This is a genomic window from Dethiosulfatarculus sandiegensis, assembly GCF_000931935.2.
In the GTDB taxonomy this organism is placed as follows: domain Bacteria; phylum Desulfobacterota; class Desulfarculia; order Desulfarculales; family Desulfarculaceae; genus Dethiosulfatarculus; species Dethiosulfatarculus sandiegensis.
Window position 1 is genome coordinate 1 of sequence record NZ_AZAC01000009.1, and the last position, 13,201, is coordinate 13,201.

The 13,201-nt window shown below is 50.2% G+C and carries 9 protein-coding genes; 4 read left to right on the plus strand and 5 right to left on the minus strand.

Annotation, left to right across the window (positions count from 1 at the left end; translation table 11 throughout):
- Positions 1–13 precede the first annotated feature (13 nt).
- Positions 14–922, minus strand: a complete 909-nt coding sequence (locus X474_RS06535) for a tyrosine-type recombinase/integrase (protein WP_044347640.1) — start codon at positions 920–922, stop codon at positions 14–16.
- Between the two features lie 1,047 nt (positions 923–1,969).
- On the opposite strand from X474_RS06535, the gene X474_RS06545 reads away from it, so the two are divergent.
- A complete protein-coding gene (locus tag X474_RS06545; protein WP_052514943.1) occupies positions 1,970–3,754 on the plus strand; it encodes a SulP family inorganic anion transporter in 1,785 nt (594 codons plus the stop codon).
- A gap of 26 nt (positions 3,755–3,780) precedes the next feature.
- Here the strand turns inward: X474_RS06545 and X474_RS06550 are convergent, their stop codons facing one another.
- Both X474_RS06550 and X474_RS06555 read right to left on the minus strand, forming a co-directional pair.
- On the minus strand, positions 3,781–5,427 hold the full coding sequence (locus X474_RS06550) for an ABC1 kinase family protein (RefSeq protein ID WP_044347642.1): 1,647 nt from the start codon (positions 5,425–5,427) through the stop codon (positions 3,781–3,783).
- A 41-nt stretch (positions 5,428–5,468) separates the two neighbouring features.
- The gene (locus X474_RS06555; protein WP_044347643.1) at positions 5,469–5,774 is read right to left on the minus strand and encodes a phasin family protein; all 306 of its coding nucleotides are present in this window, start codon (positions 5,772–5,774) and stop codon (positions 5,469–5,471) included.
- Between the two features lie 303 nt (positions 5,775–6,077).
- Here X474_RS06555 and X474_RS06560 point away from each other — a divergent pair, with 303 nt between their 5' ends.
- The 3 genes from X474_RS06560 (at position 6,078) to X474_RS06570 (ending at position 9,943) form a co-directional block, all read left to right on the plus strand.
- Positions 6,078–8,324, plus strand: a complete 2,247-nt coding sequence (locus X474_RS06560) for a B12-binding domain-containing radical SAM protein (protein WP_044347644.1) — start codon at positions 6,078–6,080, stop codon at positions 8,322–8,324.
- Positions 8,325–8,457: 133 nt separating this feature from the next.
- On the plus strand, positions 8,458–8,880 hold the full coding sequence (locus tag X474_RS06565; RefSeq protein ID WP_044347645.1) for an arsenate reductase ArsC: 423 nt from the start codon (positions 8,458–8,460) through the stop codon (positions 8,878–8,880).
- Between the two features lie 157 nt (positions 8,881–9,037).
- Entirely contained in the window at positions 9,038–9,943 is a 906-nt protein-coding gene (locus X474_RS06570) for an NAD(P)/FAD-dependent oxidoreductase (protein WP_044347646.1), read from the plus strand.
- A 30-nt stretch (positions 9,944–9,973) separates the two neighbouring features.
- Here the strand turns inward: X474_RS06570 and X474_RS06575 are convergent, their stop codons facing one another.
- The gene (locus X474_RS06575; protein ID WP_044347647.1) at positions 9,974–10,756 is read right to left on the minus strand and encodes a hypothetical protein; all 783 of its coding nucleotides are present in this window, start codon (positions 10,754–10,756) and stop codon (positions 9,974–9,976) included.
- 1 nt (position 10,757) lies between these two features.
- Entirely contained in the window at positions 10,758–13,157 is a 2,400-nt protein-coding gene (locus tag X474_RS06580; protein WP_044347649.1) for a zinc metalloprotease, read from the minus strand.
- Between the last annotated feature and the right edge of the window lie 44 nt (positions 13,158–13,201).

Genomic DNA, 13,201 nt, shown 5'->3' on the forward strand with positions numbered 1-13,201 from the left:
TAATTCCTAGTTATCACGGATGCATCTTCGCCCTCGGATCGTATTTTTTTAAACAATTTCTTAAGCTTGTATTTGAAACATAGGTATAGATCTCTGTTGTGGAGATACTGCTGTGCCCTAGAAGCCTTTGGACATATCTGATATCAACGCCTTGTTCCAATAATTGGGTTGCAGCGCTATGCCGTAGCATATGAGGGGTTACTCTGCGTTCAATTTTGGCCCTTTTGGCTAATTCCAATAAATTTCGTCTGATAAAATCGGGAGTGGCGGGAGTTTCTCTTTGGGTTAACAAAAGATGATTTACCGCTTGGATTTGTGGTGCATACTCGGAAAGATATTTTTTTAAGATTTTCAAGGTATTTTTATTAACTACATATACTTCCCTCTCCTTACTTCCTTTACCGAATATTCGTAATACGCCTCCTTGTAAATCAACATCCGAAGGGCAAAGGCTACATATCTCGGCAACCCGGACTCCGGTGGCGAACATCAGCTCAATGGCCAACTGTAAAGACTTACAGGTCAAATTATTACTGGTTTCAGCCTCTAATTCCGCTTGTCTAAAGAGTGCTGCTAACTCAAATTTTGTTAATGATTTTGGTAGCCTCTTTGGTAATTTTATTGAGGTTTTGAAACCTAAAAATGGATTTGCAGTTATAAGTTCTTCTTCCTCCAACCACGCAAACGCACTACGTAGGCTGGCTATTTTACGTTTTATGGTTGCTGGAGAATACCCCCTTGAACGCATTTTACTCAACCATGACTCTAACAGTTTTTTTCCTGTTAAAGGCCCAGATAATACATATAGATATTCAAAATAGTCTGACAGATCTTTTTGATAGGCCCTTATCGTATGATCAGACAAGCCTTTTCTCCGGCAATACGAAATAAACAGGTTAAATTGCTCCAGCAAATCCGTCATTAGGTGCGCTTCCCGCTTTTAACAGCATTAATTCAGTGATCTCCCCCACTACCCTCACAAGATTGACAGTTCACGTTTTATAAAAAGAAACCGGTTGAAATTTAAGGATAATTACATATTTAAATTGAGATTCCTTCTTTACCATTAAAAAATCGCCTCTTTAAATTTAAGCATTCAATTTCTTCCGAAATATTAGATATTAATCAATGATCGGTTTTTTGCATTTTTTAGATTTAAATCTTTTCATATTAAACAGGCGACTCCTCCTCTCCCTTTTCCGATCAAACCATTTTGCTCTTATTTTTCAGGGCGTTACCCTTTTTGTTCCCTCCTGAATATACATAAGGCAATTTTGCTTTTTTAGGGGAACCAACACCACCCAATTACTTATGTTTTCTCTTTGATATTAATTTCACCAGGAAGCAACCAAGCTGTATGACTTTGAACTGGGCAAACATTACAGAACAATCCAAACGAATACCCTTTACCCGTTTTTCGGTAAACACGAAATTACCGGGTATCTGGCCTCTTGCCCCCGAGTTGCGTGCAAGCAAGTAGCGTAAGTATTGCCGCGTCACACCCAATGGCCGTGATTTGCTAGCCAATTAAGAATCAAGACCAAAAAGCTCTATCTGGATATAATGAAGGTTTTCAGGCTGTCTGGTGGTCTGGCTGACCGTGTTCTTGCCCTGCGGTCTGCCCCTGTTCAGCGGATTTCGACTGGGCCCCATCTTTGGCATTTGGATTCCCATGGAAATCACAGTGGCGAGAAAAGAGATGCTTCATTTGGGTAACACTATTTTTATAACTGTCCGGTCTGGTGTGATCAGGAAAATTTTCTTTTCTCATTCCCTGCCTTAGCGATCAATTTTCTCTACATTCCAGGGCTTGCACGCAGCCAACTAAACTTGCACAATCAATAGCAGGGTGATTACAAGCAGACTGCCGGATCTGCGGGAGGCTGCCTTGTTGCGGCCCCGGCTTTTATCTGAAGGATCTGAGCAAACGTCTCTTTGCTTGGCCCCCAATATTGACAATAGGGAAACAATGAATCAAACACAAACGAGTTCCAACCTGCTGAAGCGGCTTTTCCCCTTTTCAAGTTGGTTCACCGGCTACAAACCAGCCATCTTCAGGGGGGATCTCATGGCGGGTATGACCGTGGCCGTGGTCTTGATTCCCCAGGCCATGGCCTATGCCATGCTGGCCGGTCTGCCTGCCGTTTACGGGCTTTATGCGGCTGCCGTCACCCCCTGGATCGCAGCCCTGTGGGGCAGTCTGGCCCAGCTCGCCACCGGCCCCATAGCCATAATGAGCCTTTTGGTGCTCACCACCCTAAGCCCCCTGGCCGAGACCGGCTCCCAGGCCTTTATTGAGCTGGCCTTTGTGCTTTCATTTTTGGTGGGGATCATTTATCTGGTGATCGGTTCTTTCCGCTTCGGGTTTGTGATGGCCTTCATCTCCCATGCGGCTGTAAAGGGCTTCACCTCTGCCGCGGCCCTGATAATCATAAGCACCCAGTTGCCCCATCTCTTGGGAGTGGAGATCCCCAGGCAGGAATATTTCTACCGGGTCTTTTGGGACACCCTGATGGCAGTTCCAGACCTGCATGCCTTTACCCATGCCCTGGGCCTGGGCTCGCTGGCCATCATTATAATTGTCCGTAAAATAGACCACAGGCTGCCGTCCGGTCTGATCGCCATGGTGGCCGCTTCCCTGGTTGCCTGGTTTTTCGGCCTGGATGAAAAAGGCGTGGTCCTGGTTCAATCCAGCCCGGCCGGCCTACCGGGCCTGCACCTGCCGGAACTGGATTTAAGCACCATAAACACCTTGTTGGGCCCAGCTGTCATACTCGCCATGGTGAGTTTTGCGGAGACCTATTCCGTGAGCAAGGCGGTCTCCAACCAGACCAGGCAAAAGGTGGATGTGGACCAGGAATTCATAGGCCAGGGTCTGGCCAATCTGGCGGGATCTTTTTTTCAGTGTTACCCGGTGAGCGGCTCTTTTTCACGCACAGCGGTGAATTTCAGCTCAGGGGCCAAAACCGGAGTCTCAAGCATTTTTTCCAGCCTGGCCGTGGTGCTCACCCTGCTTTTTCTGACTCCACTTCTGGCCCTTATCCCCAAGGCGGCCCTGGCCGCCCTGGTAATAAACGCGGTATGGACCCTGTTCCACCCCAAAGAGGTCTTCAGAATCTGGAAGATGAACAAGAACGACGGCATGGTCGCGGTCACGGTTTTCAGCCTCTCGCTTCTGACCAAACCTGATTATGCCCTGATGATAGGGGTGGTGATGTCCATGATCTTCTTTTTATGGAAGACCATGCACCCCCGCATTGTGCGCGAGACCAAGGATCCGAATGTAAACATGTTTGTCAACGCGGAATGGATGCACCAGCCGAGCTGCCCCCAAATTTTGCAGCTAAGGGTTGAAAACCCCATCTATTTTGCCAATGCGGAATATGTATCGGAACATATTCTCGAAATTTGCAAAACATCCCCGGAATCAACCAAATTCCTGCTTTTGGACTTTCAGGCGGTGAGCTTTATTGACATAACCGGTATTGACGAGCTTAAATATCTAAAAGAAGAACTCCAGGAGAAGGGCCTCAAAATAGCAATCAGCGATCTGCATCAGCCGGTTCTGGAGGCGTTTTTAAGAGCGGGGTTCACCAGGGAAATTGAAGACGATTTTCTACAGAAAAACAAACACCAGGCTATCAGCTTCCTGATAGCAAAAATTGACCATGACTACTGCCGAGAGTCCTGTCCCTTTAGCCTTTTCCATGAATGCCCGGAGCTCAAAAAAAAGCCGCCGCAAACCACCGCCTGAAAAACCAGCGCTTTCTCTGTCCCGGTTCAGAATTTCCTGGAACGAATGATGTTTATGATAAGCCATAGCCCCAACAATCCGGAGGCCACATAGCCCGCCACTCCCAGGGCGGGGAAGCCAAACAGATAAGGCCCCAGGCCGGAAGATATCACCAGAGAAGAGGCTATGAGCATGGCCGCTATGATGATGCCCATGGTCAAGCGATTGGTGGCCTGCTGTAAGGAGAGATTGAACCTATAGAGGTTTTTGTGCTCAAAACCTATGGTCAGCTCATCTTTCTCCAGTTTATTCAAAATATTGAGAATCCTTGAGGGCATCACTTCGCCCAGCACCGGCAGATCCCGAAAAACCGCGCGCATCCCCCGCCAGATCTCCTCCGGGCTGAACCTGGCCAGCATGAGCCTTTTGACCAGGGGTTCGGCCTCTTTTATCACATCCATATCCGGATATATCAGCCGGGCGGTTCCTTCGGCTGTCATCAGGGCCTTGACCATGACCGTGTAATCAGGCGGCAGGGCAAGTCCGTGCTCCCTTACCAGGTTTAAAAGCTCGGCCATGAGCTGCCCCAGATTAAGGCTTTTCAGCTCGACAGCATAGTAAAGGTCTATCACCTCGCTTAATTCCAGGGCCAGTTTCCTCTTATCCAGCTTGCGGGAGCCCTCGGAAAGGTCTGCCAGAACCTCCACCAGCCTCTCCACATCCCGGCTCACCACAGCGTCAATCAGGCTCAACAGGGATTGACGGTCTCGCTGGCCCAGCCTGCCGATCATGCCCCAATCCAAAAAACATACTTTATCATCGGAAGTTATGAGAATATTGCCCGGATGGGGATCGGCATGAAAAAAGCCGTCCTGCAAAATCTGCCTTATCACCGCCTTGAGCCCGGTTCTGGCCAGGCGGCGCTGCTTCTTGGGCTGGTCACCAGGCAGATCAGCCAGCCTTGAGCCCTCGATAAGTTCCATCACAAGCAGATTCTCAGAGCTTAGTTCCGCAAAAACTTTGGGCACCACCACTCCCTGATCAGAGGCCAAGTTGGAGCGGGCTATGCGCATATAACGGGCTTCTCGGGAAAAATCCAGTTCCCGCAAAAGAGAGCGCCTCAAAGAGGCAAAGGCATCGGGCAGGCGGTAGGTCTTAAGCTCCTCCACAAAGTTGTGCAGGCCGGAGGTCAGAAACCCCAGGATCTCCAGATCGCTCATAACCTTGGCCTGAATACCCGGCCGCTGCACCTTGACAGCCACCACCTGGCCGTCTTCAAGCAAGGCGGCCCTGTGCACCTGGGACAAGGAAGCCGAGGCCAAGGGTTCTTCCTCAAACCATTCGAAAACCTGCTTCATTTCCCTGCCCAGGGATTTGGTCGCCACCTTTTTTATGTCTTCCAGGCTTTCGGGCTGCACCCGGTCCTGAAGCTTACCCAGCTCCTTCAGCAGTTCAGGGGGCAAGAGATCCGGCCTCAGACTCATGAGCTGACCGAATTTTACAAAAGAAGGCCCCAGATCCTCCATGACCTTGCGTATGCGAACCCAGGTATCTTTCTCATGGGCCGCTTCTTGCTTGCCCAGGCGAAAAATATCAAAGGGCAGGTCCAGACGGGCCAGTATGTCCTGAAAACCGAACTTGACTAAAACGGTGACCACTTCTCGCAATCTGTCCAGGTTGGCGATGGTGCTCATGATCTGCTCCAGACCTGCCGGTGAGAGGTTTCAGGATTTACTCAAACCTTGTCCTTTTCAGCCAGGCGCTTTTCCAGCTCTTCCACCCTTTTTTCAAGGGAGGCCAGCTCCTCTTTGCGCACCAGGCCCAATTCATCAGTTGAGTTTTCCACCGCCTTTTTAAAGGAGTCCTCCAGTTCATTTAGCTGCACCTGGCCCGAAGCCAGCAGTTTTTCGATCATTTCGTCAGCCTGCTTGGAGGTTATCTTGCCCTCGGCAACCAAGTTGTCCAAAACCTCCTTGGCCTTGTTTTTGGTGGTCACAACCGCCCCCAGGGCAGCCATTAATCCGGTGCGTAAAAAATCCATTTTCCGATCCTTTCCCCAAACAAAATAGCAAGGCTCTGGAAAGCCTGTTTTAAATTGCCATGTCAAACACACGCGCCATCAAAAGGCCCATGTTCTTTACACCAAGCATGACCGAATCCAAGGGCACAGTCCAGAGGCTTTAAAAAGGATGAATGATTATCAGGCCTTTTAAGCGGGCCTTGGAACGGTCAAACAAAAGCAAGGCAATACCCGGCCATATCATACTTGCACTAAGGATTAAAAAATGTTTCCCTTTAGAAAAGCCATTTCTGTTCCCAAAAGCCTAACCTTAGCGGAGGTTGCATGCAATTTGGAGTAAAGGCAACAATCGCTCCCAAGCAAAAACATCAAACCGATATTTTATTTTTCTTCAGCCCTTATGTGGGTCATCCCATGCCCCATCGTTTTGACATCAACCTGGGGGCCGCTTATTTGGCCGCCTATCTGAAACAAAAAGGCCTAACGCCTGGTTTTTATTATGGACCTTACGATAATGACCCCGAATTCGGCCAGATCATGAAACATTTGGCCAGGACCACCCCCTTTTCTCTGGGGTTTACGGTCTATGGCTCCAACCTGCCGGAGACAGCCGCACTTTGCCGTGAGATCAAACACAATTATCCGAATCTGCCTATTATCTGGGGCGGACCGGAGCTCAGGTTTTCTCCCAAAGAAATTTTACAAAACCATGCCGGTATTTTTGACTATGCCATAAGCGGAGAGGGAGAAGCCCCTTTAACAGAATTGCTCAAAGCCCTGCAAAAACCAGGCAAACAAGGCATTGAAAAAATACCGGGCCTTACCTTTTTCGCCCCCTCAAGCGGACAGGCGCACTTTAACCCCCATGGCAAGACCCTGTGGCAACAAAATCGCGAACAGGCCAAAGCGGGCAGATCCCTGGATATCTATCCCTCGCCCTATTTAAGCGGGATTATACCCGACAATTATTTTAAGGAAAAACCAGTGGTAAGCATCCTCACTTCCAGGGGGTGCCCCTTTCGCTGCCTCTATTGTCAATTCAGCGCCCAGGGAGATCATAAACTTAAATTCCATTCCCTGGACCGGGTTCTGGCGGAAATAAAATATATCCACTCCCGCGTCCTTGAAAAACATCCCCGGCGCAAAGAAATCTACATCATGGTCTATGACGAGGCCCTGACTCTCTCCAGAAAGCGAAGCCTGGAATTCTTCAACCGCCTTTTAGAACAAAAATTCGAGCCAAAGGTAAAGCTTTGGGTCGACACCAGGGCAGATCGTGTGGATAAAAAGCTGCTTGCACTTATGCAAAGGGCGGGTGCTAAAAAAATCAACTTCGGCCTGGAATCAGCAGATCCTCTGGTGCTTAGAAAAATCCAGAAGATCTCCCTGGACCGGGGTGAGACAAATCCTGAATTGCAAAAAGAGAAATCCTTTATTCAAAATGTGCGCAAAGCGGTTCATTGGAGCAAAAAAATGGGCATGATCACCTCGGTGAGCATTATCACCGGCCTGCCGGGTGAAAGCATGGAACAGGCCCGGCGCACAGTTAAATTTGTGCAAGAACTTGAGGTGGATCTCTACTACCACAACTACCTGAACGTGCTTAAAGGTACGGTCCTGGCCCAAAAGGCCGCCGGATTGGGCTATGAGCCGGAAAAAACCTTTAAGGGTTATATAGGCAAGTACGGCCTGGGCTACAGCAAAGCCCCCTTTGCCTCCCGTAAAATCAAGCCACTGAAAAATGCCATGGCCTTCAGAAGGGACTCACGCAGATTCAATCCCCTTTTAAGGGGCTTTTTCCATGCCAAAAGGATGGCCCAGTTAAATGACAGGCAAAGCCTTACTTTTCCCTTTTTGGTAGATGTGGGACAAGCGCCAGTGAACCCAAGGTGGCTGAACAGGGTGTTCCAAGAACTGGCGGGCCTGTCTTTTAGTATCTTTTGGCCCCAGAAAAGCTCTTTAAACTCCAAAGAATATGAAAATCTTTTTCACCACCTGGGGCTTGGCAACGCCGCCTTTTACACAAGGCCGAACGCCTCTTCCCCAGACCCCAGGTTAAGGGGCCGGGAAGAAATGGACCATTCAACTCCTTATCTTATGCCCTGCCGAAAATACCCTTTGAAAAAACAACAAAATGGGCGCGGAATTTTCCTCTACCTGGAAGAAAAACAGGACCTGAAGGTGTTTGAAAACCTTTTGACCAGACACCTTGAACCTGGCCAGGGTGGCCTTGCTCCTGAAAAAGCCCAAAGGCTTAATTTTAATATTTTTGAGGCCTGCCGAATGTTCGCCTGGGCCGGGCCCAAATGCCCGGCAGGCGCCATGACTCATCTTTATACCGGCCCGGACCGTGATTTGAGGCCTTGCAAGCACTTCCCGGCCCTTAACCAGAAGGGGAAAATTATGGGCCTGACGGATATGCAGGCCAAGGTATTTGAGATCCAAGAAAAAACCTATCAAAAACGCGGCTGCCACAAGTGCCCGGTTATTGAAAAATGCCCCCAATGCGTGGCTCCCCACCCCTTGACCGAAGAAGAATACTGCTCCCTACAAAAAAATATGCACCTTTGAAGCTTAAGTAATCCTAATACTCCTTGTTTTTTTAACTTAACTGTCATCTTGGAACCCAATAAACCTCACCTGCGTGCTATAGAATTCAAGTTCGGGCTTGCTCCTTTTCTTTCCCTTTAACCAGGAAGAAGTCATGGTCAAGATTCTTTTTGTATGCACCCACAACAGCGCCCGCAGCCAGATAGCGGAGGCATATCTCAAACAGATGGCTGGAGAGCATTTTCAGGTGGAGAGCGCCGGTTTTGAACCCGCGGACCTCAATCCCCTTGCCATAGAGGTAATGGCCGAAGAAGGCATAGACATAAGCCACAAAAAAACCCAAAGCGTATTTAATCTTTATAAAACGGGGAAGCTCTATGATTATGTGATCACAGTCTGTGAAAACGGCAGAGAAGCCGAATGTCCGGTATTTCCAGGCATAAGCAAGAGACTGCACATGCCCTTTGACGACCCTTCCGCTTTAAGCGGCGGCAAGGAAGAACGCCTGGCCAAGATCCGCCGCATCCGGGATCAAATCAAAGACGCCGTAAACAAACTGGTTCTGGAGCTGGACTGAAAACAAAAAAAACCGGCTTCCCTGCCGGGCTCGGCAAGGTAGTCGGTTGTTACAGGCCTTTTCCCGCATAAATTATGGCCTTTTGAGCCATGGGCGCTTTATGATTAAATATTGATCAATATCTAATTATTAATAAGCCTTCCAAAGGAGCGGAGCCATGGTCGCGACGGAATACCAGGTGGTTATATTGGGAACCGGCCCGGCCGGTCTGCAGGCTGCCATACACGCAGCCAGGCGAAAGGTCTCTGTGCTGGTATTGGGACACTGGCCCAAATCAAGTCTGTTCAAGGCCCACGTTGATAACTTTTGTTGTCTGCCAAGCGGCAAAGGGGAAGACATCCTGCTCATGGGCAGGGACCAGGCCGAAAAAAGCGGGGCCCATTTTGCAGAAGAGGATGTAATGGAGATAAACCCCTTGGCTGAAGGCGGTTATAAGCTCAAAACCGAATCAGGCAATAATATCAAGACCAAGGCCTTGATCATGGCCATGGGCATAAGCAGAAACCGCCTGGGAATTGCCGGGGAAAAAGAGTTTGTCGGCAAAGGTGTGAGCTATTGCGTGGACTGCGACGGCGGTTTTTATAAAAACGAAAAGGTGACGATTATTGGCGGAGGCAGCGCCGCTGCTTCAGGCGCCTTGACCATGCTTTTTATAGCTGATGAAGTTCATATGGTCTGCCGGGAGCTGGAAGTAACCGAAACCCTGGCCGAGCAGATAAGAAAAAGCGAAATAATCCTGCATGAAGGGGCCTGGCCCAAGGTTATTAAAGGGGAAAACGCAGTTTCCCAACTGGAGCTGGACAACGGGGAATCGCTTTTGGTGACCGGTGTTTTCATTGAACTGGGGGCCAAGGGAGCGGTGGAACTGGCCAGCACCCTGGGCGTGGCCCTGGACAGCGAGAATTTTCAGTACATAGAGACCAATAAAAGGGCCGAGACCAATGTTTCAGGCATATACGCGGCCGGTGACATTACAGGGCCGCCCTGGCAAGTGGCCAAGGCCGTGGGTGAAGGTTGCGTGGCCGGTATTCAGGCAGCCGATTATGTGAAAAAAGCGGATTAGAAGCAGGGCGGGAGGTTTATTCCCCACTCTCTAGGGATTTTGGGCAGCCGCCTTTTTAAGCAGGCTGAGTTCCGCGAAATACCAGGAAGGCAAATGAGGGGACCTTTTCTTGCCCTGACTGGCCCCTTTCATTTTCACTTGCCTTATCAGACCTGCCAAGGCTTCATGGGCCTTGGCATAGTCTTTATTGGCCTTATAAGCCTGCACCCTTTCATAGCCCAGGGCATGGTTTCCGGGATCTTTGGACAAGGCCTTTTCCACGGCCGACAGCCAGTCCGGAACTTCGCCCCTTAAGGCCAGCACCATGCGTCGGGCGCGGGCAATCTCTTGTTCCGAAGCACTCTCCAGGCTTATGCTAGCATAGGCCGGTTTCACCCTTATCTTGGCCGGAACCCCGGTTATGGTTATGACATAGGAGCCCGGTTCAAGGCTTGATTTCAAGACCCAGGCCGCCCTGAAAACCTCTCCCGGAGCGATGTCGATCTCTTCCGCCGCAAGCTCATGCCACTCAATCGCAAGGGGTTTATCCTTTCCCTTGGGCAGCACCTTTACCTGCCATTGGTTTACATCTTTTAAAACCAAATTTTCTAGCTTATCCGTGTTCTCAAGGCGGGCCGTAACCCATAAGGGCATGCCTTGATCCAGTTCTGCGGCCCTGGCCTGATTAACCATCAGAGCAAGGTTGAACGGCTTCCGTACTTGCCCGGTCTGGGCCCGTGGTTCATCGGATTTACAGGCCTCTCCCAAAAGACAAACCAGGCTCAAAAGCCCAAACATAACAAAGGTTCCTTGGATTTTTTTAAAACCCGCCATGTTAAAAACTCCTGACCTTTATATTCCGTAGGCACTCCCCGCCTGTGGTGGCATTGCCACAGGGTCCGGAGCCGTTTTTTTGAGTGCAGAAACAGTTCTCCGCGCCATAATCCTGTTCTGAAAAAGGCTTTAATTCCTTTTTAATACCCAGAGCCTTTTGCATAAGCCAACTTTGGGGCACAAAGTCCCTTTCCAGGTAATAGTCCGCGCAGTTATAGCGCATAAAACAATTTGGATCGCCTGAGTGTTCGCCTCCCTGACAGGCCACCCAAATTTCTGCTTCCTTTTTGGCCCCGCCCGAGCCGATCAGGCTGTGCCTGATCTCCCGGTCTCCCTCACCGTGATGGGGTAAATCCAGATTGTGCCCTATTTCATGGGCCAGGACCCCAACCCTGGTGCGGCTGGTCCCTTCCGGATCCTGGCCCGAAAGCACCTGGCCCAAGGTCCTGGCTATGCCAAGGGATCTGAAAATATCATCATTTATAATCACCGTATTGGCGCTCGCCAAAGGCGGCGAATCATAGGCCCTGCCCAGGGCCTTGCCGAAATCCAGGCCCGGACACTGGCTCAAGGCCATTACGGATATCAGATACTGATCACCGTTTTTGTGAGCACTGTCCTGGTAATTGACCACATCCTCCTTGTGCTCGTCTCCGTAAACCCTTCTCAGATCCAAGCCTTGAGCGGCATAAAGGTCTGCCACCTGGTCCAGGTAGGTCAAATACTGCCCGGCATAATCGTGAACAAACACATCCATGCGCGCAGGGTCTGTGCGAAGAAAATCTCCGCCCACCAAAAGGCCTCGATACTCTTCCCAAAGGCTCAGCCCGTCTCCCTGGTTTCGCCCCCCGCTTAGGATCTCCAGGTCCTCATCCGGACTTTGATAGGCATGGTCTTTTTGCCAGGCATCAGCCACTTGATCATGGTCCTGATCATTGGGGATCAGTATGTGGGTCTCGTCCCGGTTGGCGGCAGGCCCCTTAGCCAGGGCCGGGTGCCAAACCCCGGCCACCTTGACCTCGGCCTTGAGAGTTGTGCAGGCGGCCCCGTCTTTTATGGTGACCTTAACCGGTATGGTGGAGCTGCCAAGCTTTTCCAGTTTGGCTGACTGGCTGACTTGGCATCTCAGGTTTTTTTTTACGCCCTGATCACTTAAATCAAGGTTTGCATTCTTCTTTTCACTGAAAAAAGCATCCGGCAAATCATCAATGGGGCAATGGTTGTAGTGCACATAGGAACGCCTTACGGGATAGGCGCTGCCGTCGTCATGGGAAAAATCTGTATTATGAAAATAAATCTCCGGCTCCTTGGGCAGGGTGCAGTCCGGGCACTGGTCATAAAGCAGGTGATTACCCGCATTGGTCGCCACCCCCGGATTGGTGCTGGTATTCTCCAGTACAAAACGCACCGCCTCAACTTCCTCAAAAGTTGGCTCCACCAGTTCCAGAGTGAAGCTGCGCACCTGATCCGGCTCGGGCAGCCAGGTTTCCGCATCTTTATCCTCTGCCCTCAAAACAGCGCTCACCCGCTTTTGAGCCGCCACTATGAACCTGTATTTAAGGTGCCAGTTTTCATCTGATTCCTGTACATAGGCTTGGGCGCAATGCTCTACATTAACTTCGCTCGAGCCTGTCACATTCAGGCTGATGTCTTCCAGGCTGAAATCCCTCTTAACCTCAATCAAGCCCGGCAAACGCCAACTGGCCCGTCCCCCGCGGATGGAGATATGCTCCTCCGCCCGGTTGGGATCCTGGGTGAAAAAGATCTTGCCCAAGTCCGGCCGGGAGGTGGTCTTGCCGGATCTGGTGCCGTTGACAAGGGCATAGGCATCTATGGCCAGCCAGGCCTTGCCGCCGGCGGAAAGCCTGGAACGGACCTTAAATGAAAAACGCAGCACATCAGCCAAAAAATTACTACTGGCCCCGTATATCCATTGGGGAATGCTCGTATCAGTGGATTCATTATTCGGCGGGGCGGGATTGTTCAACACCCGGGAAAGGTTGCCGTTAAAATTGGAGTAGATGCTGCTCTTGGGGTTTACGCAATGCCTGGTGTTATTGATCGCCGCGGTGACTGTAATGGATTGGGGGATTACTTCATAGGTATCCCAATATTGGTCGTTCTCCGGGAAAAGCCCCTGCCTGGACTGGCTAAGGGTCAATACTGGGCGCAGATAAAACCCTTTCAGAGCCAAATGCAATTTTACATAACCGCCCTTATCGCCAATGGCTTCAAAAACAAACTGACCTGCGTAATCGTTGTAGGTCAGGGCATAGTTGGTCCGGGTGATCTTCAGGGCTTCCATAACCGGATTTGAGCCTGCCCGGGCCGTCAGGGCCGAGCCATGGAGAAGCCAGAAACTTGAAAGACAAACGATCAAAAAAAGACGTATAACAAACATGGTTACAAGCCTCTCCCCGGTCTGTTAAAACAGAAAACCTTTAA

Coding starts and splice junctions, on each gene's coding strand:
- X474_RS06535 (WP_044347640.1), bottom strand. CDS start 922: ATGACGGATTTGCTGGAGCAATTTAACCTGTTTATTTCGTATTGCCGG.
- X474_RS06545 (WP_052514943.1), top strand. CDS start 1,970: ATGAATCAAACACAAACGAGTTCCAACCTGCTGAAGCGGCTTTTCCCC.
- X474_RS06550 (WP_044347642.1), bottom strand. CDS start 5,427: ATGAGCACCATCGCCAACCTGGACAGATTGCGAGAAGTGGTCACCGTT.
- X474_RS06555 (WP_044347643.1), bottom strand. CDS start 5,774: ATGGATTTTTTACGCACCGGATTAATGGCTGCCCTGGGGGCGGTTGTG.
- X474_RS06560 (WP_044347644.1), top strand. CDS start 6,078: ATGCAATTTGGAGTAAAGGCAACAATCGCTCCCAAGCAAAAACATCAA.
- X474_RS06565 (WP_044347645.1), top strand. CDS start 8,458: ATGGTCAAGATTCTTTTTGTATGCACCCACAACAGCGCCCGCAGCCAG.
- X474_RS06570 (WP_044347646.1), top strand. CDS start 9,038: ATGGTCGCGACGGAATACCAGGTGGTTATATTGGGAACCGGCCCGGCC.
- X474_RS06575 (WP_044347647.1), bottom strand. CDS start 10,756: ATGGCGGGTTTTAAAAAAATCCAAGGAACCTTTGTTATGTTTGGGCTT.
- X474_RS06580 (WP_044347649.1), bottom strand. CDS start 13,157: ATGTTTGTTATACGTCTTTTTTTGATCGTTTGTCTTTCAAGTTTCTGG.